Source organism: Natrinema limicola JCM 13563 (assembly GCF_000337475.1).
Classification (GTDB): domain Archaea; phylum Halobacteriota; class Halobacteria; order Halobacteriales; family Natrialbaceae; genus Natrinema; species Natrinema limicola.
In genome coordinates, this window is record NZ_AOIT01000029.1 from 191,867 (window position 1) to 213,999 (window position 22,133).

19 protein-coding genes are annotated in these 22,133 nt (G+C 64.4%); 7 read left to right on the forward strand and 12 right to left on the reverse strand.

All coding sequences use genetic code 11. The annotated features are described in order from the left end of the window. The first annotated feature begins 56 nt into the window (after window positions 1–56). The 5 genes from C476_RS07035 to C476_RS07060 all read left to right on the forward strand — a co-directional run bounded on the left by C476_RS07035 (window position 57) and on the right by C476_RS07060 (window position 4,729). Window positions 57–602 (forward strand): hypothetical protein, encoded by a 546-nt coding sequence (locus C476_RS07035; RefSeq protein ID WP_152418186.1) that lies wholly within the window; start codon window positions 57–59, stop codon window positions 600–602. A gap of 345 nt (window positions 603–947) precedes the next feature. Next, the gene (locus C476_RS07045) at window positions 948–1,661 is read left to right on the forward strand and encodes an SOS response-associated peptidase (protein WP_008011313.1); all 714 of its coding nucleotides are present in this window, start codon (window positions 948–950) and stop codon (window positions 1,659–1,661) included. A 95-nt stretch (window positions 1,662–1,756) separates the two neighbouring features. Then, window positions 1,757–2,275, forward strand: a complete 519-nt coding sequence (locus C476_RS07050) for a gluconate 2-dehydrogenase subunit 3 family protein (RefSeq protein WP_008011315.1) — start codon at window positions 1,757–1,759, stop codon at window positions 2,273–2,275. Next, window positions 2,272–3,909, forward strand: coding sequence for a GMC family oxidoreductase (locus tag C476_RS07055; protein ID WP_049911635.1), 1,638 nt, complete (start codon window positions 2,272–2,274; stop codon window positions 3,907–3,909). The genes C476_RS07050 and C476_RS07055 overlap by 4 nt, the downstream gene beginning before the upstream one ends. 73 nt (window positions 3,910–3,982) lie before the next feature. Continuing rightward, entirely contained in the window at window positions 3,983–4,729 is a 747-nt protein-coding gene (locus tag C476_RS07060; protein ID WP_008011319.1) for a dolichyl-phosphate hexose transferase, read from the forward strand. Between the two features lie 159 nt (window positions 4,730–4,888). Here the strand turns inward: C476_RS07060 and C476_RS07065 are convergent, their stop codons facing one another. The 7 genes from C476_RS07065 to prf1 form a co-directional block, all read right to left on the reverse strand. After that, a complete protein-coding gene (locus C476_RS07065) occupies window positions 4,889–6,898 on the reverse strand; it encodes an ArnT family glycosyltransferase (RefSeq protein ID WP_008011321.1) in 2,010 nt (669 codons plus the stop codon). Window positions 6,899–6,919: 21 nt separating this feature from the next. Beyond that, a complete protein-coding gene (locus C476_RS07070; RefSeq protein WP_008011323.1) occupies window positions 6,920–8,533 on the reverse strand; it encodes an ABC transporter permease in 1,614 nt (537 codons plus the stop codon). Next, complete coding sequence (locus C476_RS07075; protein ID WP_049911636.1) at window positions 8,530–9,699, reverse strand: extracellular solute-binding protein; 1,170 nt, start codon at window positions 9,697–9,699, stop codon at window positions 8,530–8,532. The genes C476_RS07070 and C476_RS07075 overlap by 4 nt, the downstream gene beginning before the upstream one ends. A 39-nt stretch (window positions 9,700–9,738) precedes the next feature. Continuing rightward, complete coding sequence (locus C476_RS07080; protein ID WP_008011326.1) at window positions 9,739–10,920, reverse strand: alpha-1,4-glucan-protein synthase; 1,182 nt, start codon at window positions 10,918–10,920, stop codon at window positions 9,739–9,741. 7 nt (window positions 10,921–10,927) lie between these two features. Next, window positions 10,928–12,058, reverse strand: a complete 1,131-nt coding sequence (locus C476_RS07085) for a lysylphosphatidylglycerol synthase transmembrane domain-containing protein (RefSeq protein ID WP_008011328.1) — start codon at window positions 12,056–12,058, stop codon at window positions 10,928–10,930. Window positions 12,059–12,423: 365 nt separating this feature from the next. After that, window positions 12,424–13,353 (reverse strand): NAD-dependent epimerase/dehydratase family protein, encoded by a 930-nt coding sequence (locus C476_RS07090; RefSeq protein WP_008011330.1) that lies wholly within the window; start codon window positions 13,351–13,353, stop codon window positions 12,424–12,426. A 96-nt stretch (window positions 13,354–13,449) separates the two neighbouring features. Next, the gene (gene prf1, locus C476_RS07095) at window positions 13,450–14,706 is read right to left on the reverse strand and encodes a peptide chain release factor aRF-1 (protein WP_008011332.1); all 1,257 of its coding nucleotides are present in this window, start codon (window positions 14,704–14,706) and stop codon (window positions 13,450–13,452) included. Between the two features lie 169 nt (window positions 14,707–14,875). On the opposite strand from prf1, the gene minD reads away from it, so the two are divergent. Further along, window positions 14,876–15,766 carry a cell division ATPase MinD gene (gene minD, locus C476_RS07100; protein WP_008011334.1) on the forward strand — a complete coding sequence of 297 codons (891 nt, stop codon included), beginning with the start codon at window positions 14,876–14,878 and terminating at the stop codon, window positions 15,764–15,766. Between the two features lie 380 nt (window positions 15,767–16,146). Then, window positions 16,147–16,734, forward strand: a complete 588-nt coding sequence (locus C476_RS07105; RefSeq protein WP_008011336.1) for a hypothetical protein — start codon at window positions 16,147–16,149, stop codon at window positions 16,732–16,734. Between the two features lie 34 nt (window positions 16,735–16,768). On the opposite strand, the gene argS is transcribed toward C476_RS07105, so the two are convergent. From argS to C476_RS07125, 5 genes are all read right to left on the reverse strand, one after another. Continuing rightward, window positions 16,769–18,547: an arginine--tRNA ligase gene (gene argS / locus C476_RS07110; RefSeq protein WP_008011337.1), complete on the reverse strand. Its 1,779-nt coding sequence runs from the start codon at window positions 18,545–18,547 to the stop codon at window positions 16,769–16,771. Between the two features lie 391 nt (window positions 18,548–18,938). Then, window positions 18,939–19,313, reverse strand: a complete 375-nt coding sequence (locus tag C476_RS17745; RefSeq protein WP_008011339.1) for a hypothetical protein — start codon at window positions 19,311–19,313, stop codon at window positions 18,939–18,941. 113 nt (window positions 19,314–19,426) lie between these two features. Further along, window positions 19,427–19,963: an NUDIX domain-containing protein gene (locus tag C476_RS07115; RefSeq protein WP_008011340.1), complete on the reverse strand. Its 537-nt coding sequence runs from the start codon at window positions 19,961–19,963 to the stop codon at window positions 19,427–19,429. 25 nt (window positions 19,964–19,988) lie between these two features. Then, complete coding sequence (locus tag C476_RS07120; protein ID WP_008011341.1) at window positions 19,989–21,143, reverse strand: threonine synthase; 1,155 nt, start codon at window positions 21,141–21,143, stop codon at window positions 19,989–19,991. A gap of 1 nt (window position 21,144) precedes the next feature. Continuing rightward, entirely contained in the window at window positions 21,145–22,104 is a 960-nt protein-coding gene (locus tag C476_RS07125) for a succinylglutamate desuccinylase/aspartoacylase family protein (RefSeq protein WP_008011343.1), read from the reverse strand. Window positions 22,105–22,133: the final 29 nt, after the last annotated feature.

A 22,133-nucleotide genomic window follows, 5' to 3' on the forward strand; every position in this document is an offset into this window, starting at 1 on the left:
TGATCGACAGTGCAGTCCAGAAGACTTTCATGGCTGGTTCCACCACCGCGTCACGGATGCGACGAGTACTACTCGCGGTGACGCTGGCGCTGCTCGTATCGATTGCTGGCTGTTCGGGACTCGGCGGTGAAACGGCTGATCCCGCGCCGGACGACGAGACCCAACTCGAGAACGGGAGTACGCTCGAGTCCGAGGACCTGACCACCAACGCGACCGACACCAATCAGTCGGTCCGAATCGAGGCCAACGAGTCGGTCGCCGGAAGCGAGTTCGAGTCGCTCTCGGTAACGTATCCGCGCGAGAACTTCACCGTCGACAGCGCCCAGCACGACGAGATCGTGCTCGGCGTCGACACGAACGGTGACGGCACGGTCGACCGGGAGTTCAACGAGACACACGTTAGCGGCGTCAACAACAACGACTACTCTGCGACCATCGAACTCGACACGACGTACACGTTCGAGGCTGGTGACGTGATCGTCGCGACGTATCCGTCGGTGAACAACCCGGCCGAGCCGGGAGAGTACACGGTCGAGGTGACGCTCAACGAGGCCCAGACCGCAAACAGCACAGTCACCATTACAGACACTGAGACCGCCTGATACTGTCGGTCGTTGACGAACGCGCTGACGAAGGGTAGGGGTACGCGAAGGAGGCGCTGGATTACTGCTCGAGTTCCACGGGGGAATCGGTCGCGATCCAGCAGTGGGGGTCATCCGGATCTCTGAGTTTCAGCTTGCCGCTTTGACACACCACCATTTCGTATTGGTTGTCCATGATGACCCCGATGACGACTGCATTGTGATCGGTTATCGTAACGGGGCCCGTACCGTCCGGTTTCACGACGGTAGGGACTGCATACCGCCTGTGTCCTAACGTGTCAGTGCGCTCCTTGCCGACGCGGCTCGAGCGGATGGGCTTTGGCCTCACGGCCCGATGGACTGGCTATGTGTGGTCGCTACACGCTCGTCGTCGAGCAAGACGAGCTCGAGGCGCGGTTCGACGCCCGGTTTCGCGAGGACGGGGCTGCGTCGAGCTTCAGCCCGCGCTACAATATGGCTCCTGGACAGGAACTGCCGGTAATCACGAACGAGCAGCCGGAGACGATTCGACGCCTTGAGTGGGGGCTGGTACCGTCGTGGGCCGACGACGACAGCGGCGGGCTGATCAACGCACGGGCCGAGTCGGTTGCCGAGAAGCCGAGTTTTCGAGGTGCCTACGAGCAACGGCGGTGTCTCGTTCCCGCGGACGGCTTCTACGAGTGGGTCGAGACTGAGAACGGGAAACAGCCCTACCGAGTCACCTTCGAAGACGATCGGGTGTTCGCGATGGCCGGCCTCTGGGAGCGCTGGGAGCCGGAAACGACCCAGACCGGCCTCGACGCCTTCGGTGGCGGCGTCGACGATGGGACTGATACCGGACCGCTCGAGACGTTTACCATCGTGACGGCGGAGCCGAACGACCTCGTCGCGGACCTCCATCATCGGATGGCGGTAATTCTCGAGCCCGAGACCGAGCAGCGGTGGCTGACGGGCGAGGCCGGCCACGACGTGCTCGAGCCGTATCCGGCCGCCGAGATGCGGGCCGAGCCGGTGTCGACGGCAGTGAACGACCCGGCAACGGACGAGCCGTCGCTGATCGAGCCAATCGAGACAGTCTGACCGACGCCGTCGCGGTTCGCGACGGGGCGCGTTCCGTCGGCGACGACCGTTCCGTTCCAACGAATATATGGTTTAGGCCCACCTAATCCTCGTCAATGAAGCTGACCCGGCGAGACGCGGTTGCCGCGCTGGCTGCACTCGGCGTCGGTGGGACGCTGTCGGGCTGTGTGGCCCCGCCCGGATCCGAGCCGGTCGACGTCGATCGGCTCCGTGAGACGCTGGTCGCGGCCGCCGACGTCATCTACCCGAGCGAGGTCTCCGGCACGGCGACGTTCGTCGAGACGTTCCTCGAGGGCCGACTCGAGGACCCGACACACGTTGCTGGACTGGATGAGGCGGTCACAGAACTGGATGACAACGCGATGTTCTGGCACGACGAGCGGTTTGCGGCGCTGTCGGTGACGGATCGCGAGCAGGTGCTTCGGAATATCGATGTGGACACCGCCGATGAGGATCCAACCGGAACGACGAGCGAACGAGTCCGCTACTACGTCGTCAACGATCTCTTGCTGGCGCTGTATGCCTCACCGGCAGGCGGGGAACTGGTCGGCATCGAGAACCCGCAGGGACATCCCGGCGGGCTCGCGAGCTATCAGCGGGGGCCGAGCGCGTGAGTTGGGATCGACCACCCGCCGAGTCGGCGGTGCCGGCGACCGATACGGACGCTGACCGCACTCCCGTCGGGGACGCCGACGTCTGCGTGATCGGCGCGGGGCCCGCGGGCGGGCTCGTCGCGGATCGCCTCGCTGAGGCCGGCCACGAGGTCGTGATTCTCGAGGCCGGACCGCGGTTCGACTCGGCCGACAGACTCGCCAGACAGGAGCGGGGGATCCGGCCGGCCTACGACCGGCCGGCCATCTGGGACAGCGATCCGGAGCGCGACGCCTACGAGTCATCGGGGGAGCGGTTCTACCCGCTGAACCACGCTCGCGCGAGAGGCGTCGGCGGCTCGACGCTCCACTGGCAGGGGATGGTGATGCGGCTCCACGAGGCCGATTTCAATTCGGCCAGCATCCGGGGCGTCGGGACCGACTGGCCGATCGACTACGAGGACCTGCGGCCGTACTACGCCGCCGCGGAGCGAGAACTCGGCGTTGCGGGAGCCGACGACAACCCGTTCGCGCCGCCCCGCGAGGAACCCCATCCGATGCCTGCCTTTCGGCCGTCCTACAGCGACTCGCTGTTCGCCGAGGCCTGCGACGGCCTCGAGATCGCGATGCACTCAGTGCCAAACGCCCGCAACTCGGAGGCTTACGACGGTCGCAACGCCTGCGTCGGCTACGGTACCTGCCAGCCGGTCTGTCCGTCGGGCGCGAAGTACGACGCGACTGTCCACGTCAAGCGCGCTGAGCGAAAGGGTGCGACGGTGATCGACCGCGCGCCGGTCCAGCGCCTCGAGCACGGCCCCGATACGATCGAGGCAGCCGTCTACGCGACGCCCGACGGCGAGGCACACCGGCAGGAAGCCGACGCATTCGTGATCGCCTGCGGCGGCGTGGAGACGCCACGCCTGCTCTTGCTTTCCGAGTCAAGTCATTATCCCGACGGGCTGGCTAACTCGAGCGGTCTCGTCGGCACCTTCTTCATGGATCACCTGTTTGCCGGCACGGGCGGCGTCCTCGACGAGCCTACTCGGCAGAACCACGTCGGCTTTCTCACGAGCGAGTCCCACCAGTTCTACGACGAGGCCGATGCGGAGTACGCCCCGTTCAAACTCGAGTTCTTCAACTACGCTGGCCCCTCCCCGGTGGGAATGGCGCTGACCGGCGACGACTGGGGCGACGACTTACTCGCACGGCTCCGGTCGGAGTATGGTTCTCACGTCGGGATGGGTGGCCTCGTCGAACAACTCCCCCGCGAGAACAGCTACGTCGGGCTCGACGCGTCGACGACCGACGACCACGGCAATCCGGTTCCGGACGTCCACTGGAACGTGGGTGAACGAGCGCTACGAACTATCGAGCGCGTCAACGAGATTCAGGAACGGATTCTCGACGAACTCGGCGCAGAGATCACCTGGCAGGTCGGCCGCGAGAATACGGGACCAGCCTATCATCATATGGGGACGACTCGGATGGGTGACGACCCGACGGAGAGCGTCGTCGGGCCCGATCTGCGAACCCACGACCTCGAGAACTGCTGGATCGCCTCGAGTAGCGTCTTCCCCACCGGCGGCGCGATGAATCCGACGCTGACGATCGCGGCGCTGGCGCTGAAGGCCGCAGATCACATACTCGAGCGACTGTAGCGCCCGTCGCTTTCGCCCCCTCTGTTTTAGGCAAACCTAAAACTATAAATGTGGTCGGCGGCGAGTACCGCCAATGAGTACCGGGGAGCAGCCCGAGATGACGGACAGCCACGAGGACGAGTACACCTTCGACGACGTCAGCGTCGTCATGGGAACGTACAACGAAGAGGAAGCGATCGGCACAGTGCTCGCGGACATCGACGAGGTCACCGACGGGAAGGCGGAGGTCGTCTGCGTCGACGGCTCGTCCGACCGAACGCCCGAAATCGCCCGCGAGCACGGCGCGACGGTGATCGAGCAACAGCCCCAGGGATACGGCGTCGCTGTCCACGCGGCGATCACGGAACCGGACCGGCCGATCGTCGTCACCACCGACTGCGACGACACCTATCCGATGGAGCAGTTACCGGAGTTTCTCGAGTTGATCAATCAGGGCTACGACGTGGTCAGCGGCGACCGGCTCTACCACGGTGCCGAGGCGATGCCGGCGTTCAACCGCTTTGGCAACCATGCCTTCGCCGCGATCGCGAGCCTCCTGATGGGGGCCCGCGTCCACGACACGACGACCGGGATGCGCGCCTATCGACGCGACGTCATCGAGTCGATCGAGTGGACGGAAAACACCGGGCTTTCGGCCGAACTGCTGATTCGCCCCCTGATGCGGGGCTACGACGTTCGCGAACACCCCATTGCCTACCGCGAGCGTGCTGGCGAGACGAAGCTGGACCCGCTGAAAGGCGGTGCCGAGATCGCGCGATCGATCGTCAAAGTCTCGCTCGAGGAACGACTCCGCGAGCTCCCTCACGAGCCGACACAGTAGCACTCGACGATCGTCTTTCGTTTTTGAGGGATGCGGACAGCTCATCGCGTCTCCGCTGAGCCGGCGATCGAACCCTCTCATACGGTCTACTGTCAGTCAGTGCCGGTGGGACCGCGACCGCCCTGCGGTTGCACCGGGACATCGGTACAGCAAACCGTATCAGTTCGCGTCCGAAACGGCGAGCTCAGTCCGGACGAACAGGCCATCGAGGGACTGATCGGGAATGTACGCCGCTTCGCCGCCACAATCCCGGATTGAACTGCACCGTTCGACGCTGGGTGTTAGTGCCCGGACGGTGTCTCCCTCCGTGCGAACCGGCAGCTCGAGTCGGTAGCTGAAACTGCTGCCAGGTCCTTGATCGACGAACACGGTCACGACGATGTCGTCTCGGTCGTCGATGGGAAGCGGCTCGGTGCTGTCCCAGGGTGCCCCGTGTATACGCACGCTCTCGTCGGTGACGGTCAGTCGAACGGGCGTCTCTTCTGAGACGTTCTCGGCAACGTCGGTGGCACTGTCGTCGTCAGTCGTGACGGTCATCGTGACCCCCTCGGCTGTCGGCGGGACGCCGACTGTGGTGTTCAACTCGACCGCGGAGCCGGCGACGTGGTCGACCCGCTGGAGTCGGGCCGCCTGTGGCGAGCCGGCATGCGGTGCCCAGGCACCGCGGTAGGCAAGCCTGTATAGCGACCGGTCGGGATATGCGTCGACGACGGCGAACGGCCGTTCGTCGAGTGCGTACACTCGTTGACCGTCGATGTCCGGATCGTTGCGAAGCGCCTGGAACGGATGGGCGAGCCAGTCACCGTACGGCGTCGGGAGGAAGACGACCGATCGCTCGGACGGGCCGTCCTCGAGGGGCGCGTAGACCTCCTCGTAGGTGTCGGTCACGGCCGCGTTCCGATCGAGTTTCTCGTCGAAGGTCGTCGCCGTTACGCCGCCGATCGCGAGCGTGCTTACGAGTAGCGCCGCGACAAGTGCTACGCGTGCGGCCTCGGGTGTCAGCTTTCGGTCGGCCAGCCGGCGAGCCCCGGCGGCCAGTGCCAGCGCGCCGACGGCGCCAAAGGCCGCGACCGGGACCAGCAGATCGAAGTGGTAGTACGGGCCGTGGGTGGCGATCAGGCCATCGCCAGCGCGCTCGAGGTCTCCGAGGATGTTGAAGTTGCCCCAGAAGTAGACGTTGCCGACGGGAACGGTGACGAGCAGCCCGGCGAGGATGGCCTCGCGAGGCGAAAGCCCGCGTCGGATGGTGACGCCGACCCCGACGGCGGCCACTGCCGCGCCGAGAATACCGCCCGCGATCCAGTCGGTGACGAATTGCGCGAGCACTCGTGCGTTCGCGCGTAGCGCCAACTCGATCGTATAGTCGATCTCGTGGTTGAGAATCCGGCGCTGCCCGAAGCCGAGCCCGTCCAGCGGCGCGAACGCCTCGTAGGGAAACACCAGCGGTGATCCGGTTACGGTTGCGTTGTAGGCCAATGCAAGCCCGACGCCTGTTAGTCCGAACACCGCCGTTGCGAGTTGTCTGGGGAGGGCGACTCGTGGCTCCCGAGCGAGTGTCCAGCACGCGTGGACGATAAACGGCGTCGCGAACAGCACCGCCGTGTACGGCCGTGCAAAAAAGGCCAGACCGACCGCCGCGCCGGCCGCCCCGGCAACGCGCCAGTCACCTGTCCGGTCGGCCCGGAGGTAGCCGTAGGCAAACGCCAGGTTGAGCATCGTCGTCGGCGCGTACGGCAGGAAGACGGCCGATTCGATCACAAACAGCGGCGAGCAGAGCATGATCGCGGCGGCCGCGATTCCGGTCCGCCGGTCGAACACCTCGCGGACGATCAGGGCGACGAGCGCAAGTGTCACAGCAGTGATGCCAGCGAGCGCGAGTCGGTAGCCGCCTGCGAGTTTCCCGAGTGCGAAGATGGCCGCAGGGACGGGCGCATACTTCGGATAGAGACGGTTGCCGTCGTCGACGAAGAACCACGGGCGGAAACTCTCCTCGACGGGCGGGCGGATGAACAACTGTCCCTCGAGTAGCATCGCTGCCTGCTGGAGATAGACACCCTCGTCGTGATTGAGCGAGTGATACGGAAACGTTCGCGTCGCGAGCAGCCAGACCGCGAGGGCACCGGCAAGTGCAACGGCGACGACCGCCGCCCGCCACGTTCGTCGTCTCATGGGTCACTGGTCACAGTCAGATCACCGGCCATCCTGTGCGAGCATGACGGCCATCGACAGGCCGGAGATGGCGACCAAGACGAGCGCTGGAACCGCTGCCCGTCCGTACAGGCCGGCCTCCTCGATCTCCCAGATGTAGGTCACGAGCGTCTCGAAGCCAAGCGGGCGCAGCATCAGCGTCGCGGGCAGTTCCTTCATCGTCGTGAGAAAGACGAGCGCGGCCCCTGCCGCCACACCCGGCAAGATTAGCGGCAGCGTCACCTTTCTGAACGTCCCCAACCGTGACCGCCCCAGCGTCCGAGACGCTTCGACGAGTTCTTGATCGACCTGTAACGTCGAGGTCTTGATCGAACCGATCGCCTGGGGCATGAAGCGAACGACGTACGCAAAGACCAGCAACGGCACCGTCTTGTAGACCGCGGGCAGGACATCGAGGCTAAAGCTGAGCAACGCGATCGCCAGTACGATCCCGGGCGTCGCATAGCCAATATAGGGCGCGCGGTCGGCCAACTCCGCCAGCCGTGAATCCGACGTTGCCGATGTGAGTGCGATCGGCAGCGCCACGAGGATCGAGACGCCAGCAGCAAGCACGGCGACGTACGCCGAATTGAAGCCGTACTCCCAGCTGAACGTCAGTCCACCGCCCTGATAGCCCGGCCCACCGCCCATTAGCCACGTCGCGAAGAGCGCGATCGGAAGGACGATCGCCAGCAACGCGATGACGGTCGGCAACAGCAACACCACGTATCGCCAGCGCCCGAGCTCGAGGTCGGCGCTCCCACGATGGCCACTGCTTTCGTACGCTCCCGACTCGTCGACGCCGATCCGTGACTCGAGTGCGAGGACGATCGCTGTCACCGTCAGTAACTGCAGCGACAGCAACGCCGCGTAGTCACGGGCGAAGGCGTTGTACCGGGCATAGATGAACTGCGTGAACACCTCGACGCGCATGATATTGGGCGTGCCGAAGTCCGCAAAGGCGTACAGTGCCACGAGTAATGCCCCGGCAGTGATCCCCGGGAGGATCTGTGGGAGAGTGACCCGGCGAAACGCCGTCCAGCGGCCGGTGTTGAGCGTCCGTGCCGCCTCTACGAGTGAGCCATCGAGTGACAGCAGCGACGCGCGCGTCGTCAGAAACACGTACGGATACGTATACAGCGTCAGGACGAACGCTGCACCAGCGAACCCGTACACTGACGGGATCGACTCGATGCCAAGCGGCGCGAGGAGATCGGCGAATTCGCCCTGCGGCCTGAACGCCGACACGAACGCGAACGCACCGAGATAGCTCGGCACCGCAAGCGGCAGCGCCGCGAGGACGGTCCAAAACCGGGGGAACGGAATCGATCCCTGAACCGTTATCACCGCGAGCGGAACGCCGACGAGGACGCTCGCGCCGGTGACGATCGCGACGAGGGCGACGCTTCTCACCAGTACCTCGAGCGTCTGGGGGGCAACGGCGAGCTCGAGCGCTTGATCGCCGAGTCCGACGGCGTCGACGGCCAGCCAGAGCAGCGGCAGTACCAGCACGGCTGCGATGGCCGCAGCAAGCAGGGTGAGTCCGATGTCGGTTGCCCCGCTGTCGTCGCCCGTTGCGCGCCCGACAGTCCGTGCAACCAAGCCGCGGATCGTCATCCTGAGACGCCTGCGTCGTCCATCAGGTCAAGCGTCGGTTCCAGGTTCGAGAGCTCCGCGAGGTCGATGTCCGGCGGACTCAGTTCGTCGATCGTCGGCAGCCCGCCGACTGGACTGACGCCGCTGATCATCGGGTAGGCAAAGCTGACCGTCGCGAAGAACTCCTGTGCCTCCGCGGAGAGCAGGTGACGGACGAAGTTGTCGACAAGTTCTCCCCGCTGGGTTCCCTTGACCTTCATCGCACCGGCGACGTTGATCAGCGCGCCGGCGTCGCCTTCGGTAAAGGCCAGATCGATGGGCGCGTCCGGTCGTCCGTTTTTCACACGCATCGCGTAGTAGTGGTTCGCGAACCCGGCCGTCAGCTCCTCGTCGGCAACCGACTGTGAGACGTCGAATTCGTTCCCGTAGCGCTCGGTGCCGGCCTCTCGCATGTCGACGAGCCACTGGCGGGCCGCATCTTCGCCCTCGATTAGCCGCATGGCCGTCACGAACGATTTGAACGCGCCGTAGGTCGGTGCCCAGCCCATCGTTCCCTGCAGGGCACTGGTCTCGGGGAACTCCTGGACGGTCGACGGAATGTCCGACGCGCTCAACTCGTTCGTGTTGTACGGGACGGCGCGTGCACGCCCAGCGATGCCGGCCCACGCGCTGTCGTCGCCAACGAACTGGCTGTTGCCTACTGGCCCGGTCGCTGCATCGGAGAGCGGTTCGTAGGCGTCGTTGTCCGCGACGAACCCGAGCGAGCTGGCGTCGATCGACCAGAACACGTCTGCCTCGGTCGCACCAGCATCGACCTCCTCGACGATCGTCTGGGCCAGCGACGACGACGAGTTAGAGCTTGAGTGGACAGTGAAATCGGGATAGATGTTCTGGAGCATCTCGACGAAGTCGTAGTAGATGCCACCCTCGCCACCGCCGATATAGAGGGCGAGGTCTCCAGAGAGATCTGGAAGCTCCTCGATGGACGTCCCACCCGGTGCGGGACGCCCTTCGACCAACGTGCCCGAGCCCCGGAACTCCGACAGCGATGGTATCTCGGCGCTCTGTTCGTTGTCGAACAGCCCCAAACAGCCTGCAAGTGAGGCGACACCGAATGCAGACCCTGCTCGCAGCGCGTTTCGGCGCGAAACCACGCGTTTTCCACTATCGTCTCTATTGTCCATCATGGTGAATTTAGGCCGACCTAAATCCTTATAGCTGACGGTTCAATCGTCGGCGACGACGTGTGTGCGGTCGGTCTCGAGCCCGGCTGCCGGCCGGAGCGCCGACAGGCACTCGAGCCACTCGAGCATGTATTCGCCGACGTAGTTGAAGAACGCACCGTTGTTGTAGTCGGACCAGTCGCCGTCGGCGAGTTCCTGGGCCATTGCCTCGAAGACGTCGGCGTAGGAGTCGGCGTCTGCGCCCGCCTCGTCAATTACCTGCCAGAGGTGTTCGTTCAACTCGAGGCCCGGCACTTCGTTGTTGAGATCGTCGAAGGTGCTGCGCGGGGCCTTGTTGTGCTTACAGAGTGGTGTGCCGTTGTAAATCCGTTTGCCGAGGACGTCACAGGCGCGCTTGAGGAAGACGCCCGACCAGATGTCGTCGAACCGGCCGACGTCCCACTCGTTGTCGTCCATCGGAAGCTGATAGAACGCAGGAATCACCTCACGGCGGAAGGCGAGATTCATCGAGCAGACGGTGAGGTAGTTGTTCCGCGCCGCGACGAAATCGTCGCCGAAGTCCTCGGCTGTGGTGCGAGTCTGTGCCTGGCCCTCCAGATCGCCGTCCATGAGGATGCGAACGGCATCCAGGTCGGGGACGTTGGTCCATAGGCCCTGCGAGGCGACGACCGAGCCGCCCTCGAGTTCAGCCGTGTCGGTTTCGACGGTTTCGTCCATCGCCGAGTAGGGGTAGCCACGCGGATAGAGGCCGTGCTCGTCTGCGTTCTGGTAGAGGACGTTGACCCACTGCTCGTCGGAGGAGACTTCCTCGAGTTCGCCCGCAAAGGCGAGGTTCTCCATGTGCGTGCCGAAGAAGTCCTCGTCGTCGTGGGGCAGGGTGTCGTCGTCGATGAAGAAGCCGTAGTCGAACTCGTCGTGGACCCACATGTAGAGCAGGCCGAAACTCGTCTCGGCGTGGCTCGCAGCCGGGACGACGTGGCTGTATTCGGCGACGCCGTGGTCTTCGTACCACTCCTCTCGCCGGGTGCCGTCGAAGACCTCGCCGGAGACGCCTTCCTCCTCGAGCATCGCCGCCATCGCGTCGGTCTCACAGAAGTCCTCGGTGACGAGCACGACGTGGAGCCGCGAGAGGTCGAAGCCGTGCTCGCGGGCGTTTTCAAAGTACGAGCGCATGCACTCGTATTCCCGAATCGTCGGGACGATAACACAGATGTCCTGACTCATTGCTCGCCTATTTTTTAGGCTCGCCTAAAACACTATCGGTTTTTCGTGTCGCCTCCGGCTGTGTCGTTGCGTCCGACAGCGACAGTCCGAGCCAGGCCCCCGCGCCCACACCGCCGAGCAGCGTCACGCCGTTTTTCAGCGCGTGATCGACGATCGCAGCGGCCAAGGCGACGCTCGCGCCGACGGGCGTCAACCCGACTACGAGCGCCGTAAACGCCGCCTCGTAGAGTCCGACGCCGCCCTGTGAGAGTGGCAACACCTTCGCGAGGTTGCCGACGCTAACCGCCAGCGTCCCGACCGAAAGCAACGCCCCGATCGAGAGTCCGCTGTCGAGCGCCCCAAGTACCAGTACCGCCGTGAGCACGTCGAGCGACCACACCACCAGACTTCCGGCCCCGATCGTAGCCAGCGCTCGTGGCTGGCGGGCGACGACTTGCACGTCGCCTGCGAACTGGACTGCAGCTTCGAGGGCACCCTCGAGCCACGGCCAGTCCCGACCCTGCGCGCGGAGCCACGCGCCGAGTCCGTGGTCCGCCCGCGCGGACGTGACGATGACGGCACCGACACCGACGGTTGCGGTGCTCACGGCCGCCGCGGCCAGCAGGGCGGTCCGTGCGCCGCTGGTCTCGGCGAGGAGCTCGAGCGGGCCGGTTTCGCCGCCAACCGCGAGCCACGCCATCGCAAGCATCGCAAGCGTCGCGATCGTCGCCAGATCGAACAGCCGCTCGACGGTCAGCGAGGCGAACCCGGCGGCGTAGGGCACCTCCCGCTGGCGGTTCATCACGTACGCACGCACCGCGTCACCCGCACGGGCCGGAATCGCGAGGTTGGCCGTCTGGCTGACGAAGACGGCGATCGTCGCAACGGCGGTGTCACTGCGGTGCTCCATCGCTGCAAGCACGTCACTGTATCGTCGCCCACGAAGCGGCCACGAGGCGACGTAGACGGCGACTGCAGCCCCGAGGACAACTGGATCGGCACTCGCAATCTCGGCGACGACGGTCCGGAGCTCGATTTCACGGACGGCGACGGCCAGCCCGGCTACGACGAGTATCGTCCCGGCGATCGTCAGCCGGCGGCGGGTCAGCGCTGACGCGACCCGGCTGTTAGAATCGGACTGCTCGTCACCGTCGGTCATACACCCCTCTCATGACTCCGCATATTTAAGCCCACCTAAAACTCGCGTGGACGGCGTCGAACCCCGCTCTCGAGGGCGTTTCTGCGAACGAATCAGTTCTGGTTTCTGCGCTTATCCGAACACCGGTCAGTTAGTGCTATAGTAACAACTGAAACGATTTACACACCGATCGCACAGCCGTCGTGCGATCGGGTGTGCATTGACTTTCAGTGGNGGTCAGTTAGTGCTATAGTAACAACTGAAACGATTTACACACCGATCGCACAGCCGTCGTGCGATCGGGTGTGCATTGACTTTCAGTGGCTACTATAGTGTCCCCATGACCTGCCGTGTCGTGCGGCGAGACACAGTGACAGCAGCCGGTCTCAGCGAAGCTCGTCAATGAGTTCACGCGTCGACTGGCGAACCGCTTCGTCGCTCGAGAGCCGTGGCTCCCAGCCCAGTGCGGCCAGTTTCTCGATCGAGAGGCGCATCTTCGGGACGTCGCCGGTCCAGCCGCGTTCGCCGCCGGTGTACTCGAACTCGGGCTCGAGCCCCAGCTCGTCGGCGACGATCGCGGCGATCCGGTCGACCGAGGTCGTCGTCCGCGTGCCGAGGTTGTAGGTGTTCATCGCGCCGTCGGCGTGTTCGACGACGTGGCACATCGCGTCCAGACAGTCCTCGATGTGCAGGTAGGATTTCTCCTGGCGGCCGTTGCCGAGGATCGTCAGCGTCTCGGGATCGTCCGACAGCTTCTCGATGAAGTCGGGGATCACCGCGCCGCGCAGGCGCGGGCCGACGACGTTCGCAAAGCGGAAGTTCCAGACGGTGAGGTCGTGGCTGTGGGCCCGCGCCGAGAGCAGCCCCTCGTCGGCCAGTTTGCCCGCGCCGTAGGCGCTGATCGGCTCGAGGGGCGCGTAGTCCTCCGGCGTCGGCCGCGGCGCTTCGCCGTAGACTGTCGACGAGGAGGTGTAGGCGATTTCGGTCACGTCGGCGTCCGCCATCGCCTCCAAAATGTTCCGGGTCATCCGCGTGTTGTCGTCGAACTGGCCGTGTGGCCGGTCGGTGTCGACGTGTTTCGACGCCGCGAGGTGGAAGACGAGGTCGATGTCCTCGAGTTGTCCTTCGAGGGCATCGGGCTCGGTGAGGTCGGCCTCAAGGAAGTCAGCGTCGTCCGGGATGCGATCGCGGTTGCCGTTCGAGAGATCGTCGACGATGGTGACATCCGCCCCGTTGGCGAGCAGCCGCTCGGTCAGGTGCGACCCGATGAATCCGGCACCGCCCGTGACGAGGACGCGTCGGCTCGAGAGAGACATGGTCGATGGTTTGCAGACGGGATGTTAATCCTGTTGGGTTTCTCGGCGCGAAGATAGCGCTCGCAACTGACAAAGAGCGGAGGACGCAGGAGCCGTTTACACGCCGGTCGAGTACCGCAGAATGCCGGCGAAGCCGCCAAAGGCGTTGTAGAGCTGTTCGCCCTTCTCGAAGTCCGTCGAGATGAACTTCGTCTCGGTGCCGCGCTGTTCGGCGATCTCGATGAGGTGGTCGATGGCGTCCTCGCGGTCCTCGTCGGTCGCCTCGACCTCGGCACCACACTCGCTACAGGTGTGATCGGGCGTCGACTTGCGCCGATCGAGCACCTCGCGGTCGGTGTTGCCACACTCTGGACACTCGTAGGTGACGACGTCCTTGCGGAGGTCCTCGCTGATCAGCAGCCGGTCGACGGCACCCATCATCAGGTTTTGACGGGTCTGCTCGAAGCCGTAGGTCGCCAGGTCGCCGGCGTTGAGTTCCTCGAAGAACTCCTCCATCTGCTGTTTGTCCTTCATCACCTCGGCGTCGGCCAAGGCGTCCTCGGCGTTGTCGACGAGGTCTTTCAGACCGGACTCGTCGGTGTAGGCGACGTCGAACTTCCCGATGACGTTGTCTTGAATCTCGTGGTGGAGATAGTCGCCGTCTAAGAACTCGTCTTTGGTCGGCGAGGGACCACCGACGAGGATGCCGTCGAGTTCGTGGCGCTTGGGGACGAACAGGTCGTTTGCCATCCCCGCGACCTCCTGATAGAAGTTGTCGATGGCCTCGAGGCGCAGACGGGCGAATCGCTGGGCAGACTGGCCACCTTTGCGCTGCTTGCCGGGGACGAGCGAGGAGGCTGACTTGACCGGTTCGATGCGTTTGCCTTTCAGCCAGCCGACGTTGGCCTCGCGGCGGTCGAGGACGATGAGGCCGTACAGCCCTTTGTCGGCGAGCATCTCCTCGAGCGGTTCGGTGAGAAACTCGGAGTCGCAGTGATACCGGAAGGACTCGATGGGCTGGGGTGGACTCTCCAGCACTTTGGTGACCATGTCAGTGCGGCCGCCGCCGGAGTCGACGGCACCCGAAAACAGCACCATGCCGTTCTCGGGCGGGTTCTTGTAATACTTGAGACGGTCTTTGATGCTCGTCAGCGCGTCCTGGACGGCCGTCCGGGTCTGCTTTGACTTGATGTTGGCCGCTTCGCTGTGTTCTTGCGTGACGTGCTGGACGACGTCACTGATCTGTCTGTCCTCTGGAACGTAGATCGTTACGAGCTGCGTTCCGGAGCCGTCGTAATCCTTGAGATCCTCGAGAACCTTCCGGAACTCGTATTTCTTCCGGTCGGATTGCTCCTGCTCGCCCTCCTGGCTCATTAGCCGTATAAAACAGTGCTGTGGGTAAGAATCCTTTGACACACCTGCCGACTGACACGGAGTGCCGTTCGCTGCCATCGCTCCCGACATGTTGACTGCATAACCCGACGGAGGAAGTGTGGTCACGATTTAAGGTGGTGCCGTTCTAGGAACCGAACAGTATCCGAGTATGTCTGATGAGACGGTCTACGCCATCGCGAGCGGAAAGGGCGGCGTCGGGAAAACGACGACGACGGTGAACCTCGGGACGGCCCTCGCGGAGGCCGGCGAGCGCGTCGCCATCGTCGACACCGATCTCGGCATGGCGAACCTCGCCGGGTTCGTCAGCCTCGCTCCCGACTCGACCACCCTTCACGACGTGTTAGCCGGAGCTGCATCGACCGACGACGCCACCTACCGACTGGCGGATAACATCGTCGCCATCCCGAGTGGCACGAGCCTCGACGAGTACGCCGAAACGTCGCCCGAGGGGCTGCGCGAGGTCGTCGACGACCTCCGAGACCAGTTCGACTACGTCTTCCTCGACGTCGGAGCGGGCATCAGTCACGAGACCGTCTTGCCACTGGGCCTAGCCGATGCCGTCGTTCTCGTCTCGACGCCCGAACCCGCTGCCGTCAACGACACAAAAAAGACGATCGAACTGACCGAGCGCTCCGGCGGTGACGTCGCCGGCCTGGTTCTAACCCGTACCCGTTCGGGGAGCGACATCTCCCATGACGACCTCGCCGACCGCCTCGAGGTCCCGCTCCTCGGGACGATCCCCGAAGATCCCGCGACCCGCGAGAGCGTCTATGCCGGCACGCCGCTGGTCGTTTTCAACCCCGACGGCCCAGCGTCGGTCGCCTACCGCCGGCTCGCGGCGGAGCTGACCGGCGTCGAGATTCTGGGCCCGGACACCAGCGATGGTGGCGAACCGGCCGGCGAGAAATCTGCCACACAGACCGTCGTCGAGACCGTCTCGAGCGACACGGCGTCGAACGAGAACGACAGTGACGACGGGCGGGAGGCAGCACCCGACGAGGTCTCGAGCGCGATCACGGAAGCCGAATCGGACACCTGATACGGACTCCTGTCAGTCAGTTCCGGCGTCTCCGCGACCCGTCCTGCGGATACGCCGGGACATCGGGACAGCAGACCGTATGAGAGTGCTCTCACAGCGCTGTCTCGGCACGGACAGACGACGATCTCGGGTGGATCGGAGACGACAGACAACCGATAGTGCGAAAGCCGCCAGCAGAGTTGCTATCCGCCGGTAGGTGACGCCTACCCCCTCGTCATCGCCACTGGTAACCGCTCACGTGGGTATTCCGTGTCCTCCGCGACTCGAGGGTCAGTGGCCACTGCCCACCCTCGAGCCGACCGTCTCACCAGCTGACTGATCGGTACCGACGTCGTTCACGCGCTGATTACTAATCACGTCGGGTATCGATGCCCTCGCGTATGGAGCGACGACAGATACTCCTCGGCAGTGGCGCTGCACTCGTGACCGTCCTCGCCGGTTGTTCGAGCGACGAGACCGGCAACGGCTCGAACTCGGATGGGACCGACGACGAGCCACCCGCTGACGATGACACTGCCGACACCGGTGACGGTGCCACCGGCACTGACGGCACCAAGAAAGACAAGGACAAGACCGACGGCACGCACGACGACAAAGACAAGACTGACGACAGCAACGGCGACGTCCCGGGGCTCGACGACGAGCTGACGATCGACAGTTGGATGATCTCGGTCACGGACATCAGCCGGGACGGCGACGAACTCACCGTTGTCGCGACAACGACAACGACCAATTCCGACGCGCTGCGGGACAAACTCGAGTCGATCGCCAGCGACATGTCCGATGCGGTCACCGATCCCGAGGCGTTTGCGGACGCCATCGACAGGGTCTCCTGGGTGCTCAAACACGACGGCACTATGATACTGTCGTTCTACGTCGACACGCAGTGGGTGCGCAAATACAGCACCGGGGCGATGAGCCGCGAGGCGTTTACCGATCGCGTCCTCGAGACCGTCGAGCAGCCGTAGCAACGGCGTCGAACCCCGCGAGATCCCGCCGCGGTTACATCGACCGCGGTGCGGCCACGCCCAGGATCGAGAGGGCGTTCGCGACCACGTGTTTCGAGGCTGCAACCAGTGCCAGCCGCGCCTCGCGGACGTCGGGGTCGACGTCGTCGGCGAGTACCGGACACTCCCGGTAGAAGCCATTGAACCGGTCGGCGAACTCTCGGGTGTAGGTCGCGATCCCGTGGGGCTCTAAGTCGTCGGCTGCCTCGTCGACGACCGCCGGGAACCGCGCGATCGTCTCGAGGAGGTCCCGTTCGGCTTCAGTCTCGAGGCGGTCGGCGTCGACGGCAGTCTCGACGGCGTCCATGCCGGTTTCGGGGTCGATTCCCGCTTCCTCGAGGATGCCACAGCAGCGTGCGTGGACGTACTGGACGTAGGGGGCCGACTGGGCCTCGAAATCGAGCGCGCGGTCCCACTCGAAGGTGATCGCCTTCGTCGGCTGTTTGGAGACGATATCATAGCGGACCGCACCGATCCCGACCTGGTGGGCGATGCGCTCGATGTCGTCCTCGTCTAAGTCGTCGTCGCGGATACGATCGTCGAGCCGGTCTTCGACCTCCTGTCTGGCGCGGTCGATCGCCTCGTCGAGCAGGTCGTCGAGATCGACGCCGGTGCCCCGTCGCGTGCTCATTTTCCCTTCGGGGAGGTTAACATAGGAGTACAGGACTTGCTGAAGCTGGTCGGTGTCGTTGCCCAGTAACTCGAGCGTCGTCCGGAGCTGGTTCGCCTGCAGTTTGTGGTCCTCGCCGAGGACCGTCACTGCGTGATCGTAGTTGTCAAACTTCCACTCGTGGTGGGCCAGGTCGCGGGTGGCATACAGCGAGGTGCCGTCCGAGCGCAGGAAGACAAGGTTCTTGTCGATCCCGTGGTCGTCGAGTTCGAGCTGCCAGGCGTCTTCCTCGTAAACGGACTCGTCGAGTTCTTTCAGGCGGGCGACGAGATCGTCAGTGTCGCCGTTGCGCATGAACCGGGTTTCCTTGACGAACTCGTCGAATTCGGCGGGCAGGCGCGCGAGACACTCCGTCATACCGCCCAGAACCTGATCGACGACCTCGCTGACGCGCTCGTAGGCCTCCTCGTCGCCGGCCTCGAGTCCCTGCATGATCGACTCGATCTCGGCTTCAGCCTGCTCGACCTCGCTTTCGGACGCGTTCTCGAGGTAGGCGTTACCCTTGCGGTAGTACCGGACGAGGTCGTACTCGATGCGGTCGCGTTCGGGCTCGCTCTCTAAGTCCTCCTCGTCGAAGGTCTCGTAGGCCCAGGTGAAGACGGCCATCTGCCGACCGGCATCGTTGACGTAGTAGTGACGATCGACGTCGTAGCCGGCGAAATCCAGCAGATTCGAGACGGCATCGCCGATGATCGGGTTCCGTGCGCGGCCGACGTGGACCGGCCCAGTCGGGTTCGCGCTCGTGTGCTCGACGACGACTGACTCCTCGCGGTCCGGCAGGTGGCCATACGAGTCGTCGGTCGCGTCCGCGAGCGTCTCGGCGAGATACGCGTCACTCGGCAGGAAGTTGAGATACGGCCCCTGCGTCTGGATCTCGGACACGTAGGTCAGGTCATCAGCGTCGATCTCGTCGGCGATCTGGCCGGCGACCTGCGGCGGCGCTGCACCGGCCTCGCCGGCCAGCCGGAACGCCACGCTCGAGGCGAGGACGCTCGCAACGTCGTCCGGCGGTTCTTCGAGACCCAGATCGTCCGTCGGGAAGTCGAGTGCGGAAAGCGCCCCCTCGAGGGCGTCCTCGACCTCCGCGCGTAGGGAGAGGAACATACCCGCCCGTATTCAGGGCTCGAGTAAAGGAATGTCGGGTTTCGTCTCTCGAACGGAGACGACGAGCCGAACCGGTGTGGTGCACACTTCGTTCTACGCCAGCCCACAAAACCCGCGTTCAGTACAGGCGGAGGTGTTACCGCTGTGACCGCGAGCGAGCGGAGTGAGCGAGCGGGCCGACGACCGACCCGTAGGGGAGGGAGGAGTGCTTTTCATCAACGTTTTGCCGAGCGACCGAGCGGTAGCGAGGGAGCGCAGAGCAAAANCCGACGACCGACCCGTAGGGGAGGGAGGAGTGCTTTTCATCAACGTTTTGCCGAGCGACCGAGCGGTAGCGAGGGAGCGCAGAGCAAAACGTTGGCACACGTAGTTACCGGTCAGTACGGATACTCTAGTCAACGAATGATGAGAACGTTATCGATTCATCATTGACGGTGATGTGAAGTCCTTCTGCGTCGCTCTCTCCATCAGACCATTCATACGTGTTCTCTAGGCCGTCTTCTGTACTAAGGATTACCTCGACTTGGGAGCCACTAACAACTTCCTCGTACTCCTCAGTGGTATCAACATCAATAGTGGCTGTTTCGTCAAGCAACAGCTCCTCGTTGGAGAGTTGAGTGACCTGAATATGTACGGTTACTGTATTTGATGCCTCATTTGAAATAGTGATATCCGTTGTCCCACCAGCATTTACGCCTAAACACCCAGACAGACCGAGTACTGCAAGCGAGAAACTACTAATGAAATTTCGCCTATTAGGTGTCATCATCTAGATGTTTGCCTGTGTCAATAAGTGTTTTGTGAGCCACACTCAGTCGGTGTATTCGCATATGCACGTACCGGCCTCGAGTCTCTCGAGGTGGTCGACGGAACCATTTTTTAGTCGAGCAACGCCGCGGCCTCCCGAAACCGCTCGTAATGGACCGGCCGAAAGGTCTCGTCGGAGGCGTCGAAGTCAGCCGGCGTCCAGAACCGGGCGTCCGTCGCGTCGCTGCCAGCGATCGGTTCGCCGTCGGCGTCGGCCCAGTCGGCCACGTAGTGGACCGTTACGACGTGCTTGCCAGATCGGGGCGGCATCGCCGACGCGGCCAAGATCTCGAGGTCGCCGGGATCGACAACGACGCCGGTCTCCTCTGCGAGTTCGCGGGCGGCCGCTTCGGGCGGTTCTTCGCCGGTTTCGATGTGACCGCCCGGAATCGTCCACTCGCCGACGCCCGGCGGAATCCCGCGTTCGACACAGAGCACGGCCGGGTCGGGCCGGTCGCGGTCGACGACCGCGACGCCGGCACACGGCACGGGATTGTGCCAGACGACCGCCTCACAACGCGGACAGCGCATGCGCTCGCGGTCGTCGGCTACTGTCGACTCGAGGCGGCTCCCACAGTCGGGACAGAACGTCGGCGGTCGGCTGACCATCTATGAACTCGTCAGCACTGACGGATCATAGGGTTTTCAATCCGCTGCCGGTCAGCGGGACGACGACGTCAGCGTCTTCGGCGAGGATGCCGCGTTCGCGGTACTGTTCGAGGGCCGCCGGCGCGACCGCACAGGTCGGCTCGACGTAGAACCCGTTGCGGTGGAGGCGATCCAGCGCGCTCTCGATCGGGTCGTCACCGAGTGCGACCGCGTCGCCGTCGGTCGCCTCGATGGCCTCGAGAATTTGGGTGCCGCGTGCGGGTTCGGTGATCTGGATGCCGTCCGCGATGGTCACCCGGTCACCGTCGTCGGTTGGCTCGCCGCCGAGGGCGGCGACGATCGGTGCGTAGCCGGCGGCCTGTGCGCCAAGCAGGCGGGGCATTCCGTCGACGATGCCAGCCTCGTTGAGCAGCGAAAAGCCACGGTACGCGCCCAGGAAGAGTGTCCCGTGGCCGATCGGCAGAACGACGGCGTCGGGGACAGTCCAGTCTCGCTGGGCTGCCACCTCGAACGCGAAGGTCATCGTCCCGGCGTAGAAGGCTGGGTTCCAGGCGTGGCTGGCGTACCAGCCCGCGCCGGTCTGGTAGGGGGCGTCGCGCTCGTCGCCATCGGCCTCGGTGTCGCTCGCGTCGCCTTCGACGGCCTCGAGACAGGCCGCCGTCACGTCTTCTCTGGTCCCCTCGATGCGAACTGGCCGGGCGTCGGCCCGCTGGATCGCCATCAGTTTCGACTGGTTGATGTCGGCCGGAACGTAGATGTCAGCCTCGAGGCCGGCGCGGGCCGCGTAGGTCGCGATCGACGCGCCGGCGTTGCCCGAGGAGTCCTCGATGACTTTCTCGACGCCGAGTTCGACGGCCCGCGAGAGCGTCGTCGTCGCGCCGCGATCTTTGAACGAGCCGGTCGGGAACACGTACTCGAGTTTAAACTGCGCGCCCCAGTCGGGGGCATCGACCAGCGGCGTAAACCCCTCGTAGAAGGTGACGTGCTGTTCGATCGGGAGGAACTCGAAGAACGTCCACAGCCCCTCGCTGGTGTCGAGGTTGTGCAACGGCAGCGGCTCACCCTGCGGATGGGGTCGTTCGGTAAGCTCCAGCGCGTGGCCACAGCCACAGCGCCACGGCTCGTCCGGCCCGGCCGCGTAGACGGCCCCGCAGTCAGGACAGGTCAGATCGGAGGCCATCTCAGTACTGGCCGATGTCGGTGCCGACCGAGCAGACGTACTCGCCGGTCGCGACCTGCGGGAGGCGTCGTGCACGCCAGAAGATCCCGCCGCTGTCGGCCGTCACTTCGGCTTTCGGTTCGCCGAAGGGAGTCGTCACCGTAAAGATCGTCTCGCCGGGACTCACCCGGTCGCCGAGGTCTTTTTCCAGCGTGACTAGCCCGCCTGCGGGCGCGCCGTACTGTTCGAAGCCACTGGCACGGGTCTGGGTCTCGAGTGGCTGGTTCCCCTCGAGGAAGCCGTAATACCGGAGGACGTTGAAGACGCCCTCGACGCCCTTCCGAATGCTCTCTTCGTCCCAGCCGACGGCCCCACCGAGTTCGGGGTCGACGGTCGGGATACCCTCGTCGGGGCCTGTCCGGGCGAGCTGGCCGTCCGGTCCCTTCTGATCCAAGACGTAGCCACAGCCGAAGGCTTTCGCCAGCTCGAGACACTGGTCGTGGAGGCGGTGGCGTTTCCCACAGCGGACGCGAACCTCGTCTACCATCTGGCTGGTCGACCCCTGGTGGAGGTCGAGGATCAGATCCGCTCGGGTTGCGGCATCGAACGTCGCGGCCGCGATCCGCTCGCTCGAGGTGCCGTTTTCGTTGCCCGGGTAGGCGCGGTTCATTTTCGTATCGTCGATCGGGTTGCGGTGTTCGGCGACCTGAAACGCGTGGTAGTTGACGATCCCGACGATCAGGATCGTCCCCGAAAGCTCGGCGGGATCCAGTCGCGGCACGACGCGCTGGATGACGCCGACGCCGTTGAGTTCGTCGCCGTCGCTGGCCGCCTGCATGTAGAGTGTCTTCCCAGAGGTGGCACCGTTTACCACTGCAACGGGCAGTCCAACCGGACTCCCGTCTCTGGTCTCGCCGACCTCGAGACGGCCCGTGTCCATCTCGCCGGGCCCTGCGCTCGCCGTTCCGAGCGTCGTCGTCATATGTCCCAGACGTTGAACCCGTTGGCCTT